The sequence below is a fragment of the Modestobacter lacusdianchii genome, assembly GCF_054177765.1.
This window is the reverse complement of sequence record NZ_JBJJTJ010000071.1, coordinates 1-585: the sequence shown is the minus strand read 5'-3', so window position 1 is coordinate 585 and position 585 is coordinate 1. Positions and strand designations below refer to the sequence as shown.

The window sequence follows — 585 nt, the reverse complement described above, 5'->3', positions numbered from 1 at the left end:
AACACAGGCCCCACCCCCCGAAGAGAGCACGACCCACCAGATGAGCAGTACGCGGATCAGCGCAGGCATCCAGATACTTGAGTACTACTAGATGCTCGCGTCCACTGTGCAGTTCTCAAAGTACGGAGAATGACCCACACCCCGACACCGCCAGACCCCGAGCAACCCCGGGCGGTACGACATCCAGTGAGCCTCCGCAGAAGAAACACACCCCCCACCACGGGGGGCCCGCTCCCTCAGGACCCAACAGCGTGCCTACGACCAGACCACCCACACCCACCACGATCCACACACCCACCACCCCGAAGAGCAGCGAGCGCCGTACGAGCAGCAAGCTTGAGCACCAGGCCGAACTGGTCAGCGTTCCACCCTCGAGCTCCGTCACGAACACCCGAGCACCCCCGAGATTGAGAGCACTTCACGGTCCGCGCACGGCTCTGGACCACCACACGCATGTGGCGGCCAGTGCTCCTTAGAAAGGAGGTGATCCAGCCGCACCTTCCGGTACGGCTACCTTGTTACGACTTCGTCCCAATCGCCGATCCCGCCTTCGACGGCTCCCTCCACAAGGGTTGGGCCACCGGC

The 585-nt window shown here is 63.6% G+C and carries 1 rRNA gene; it reads right to left on the bottom strand.

Features of this window, described 5'->3' with window-relative positions:
• Window positions 1–476: 476 nt before the first annotated feature.
• A 16S ribosomal RNA gene (locus ACJTNH_RS20750) occupies window positions 477–585 on the bottom strand; the annotation flags it as partial.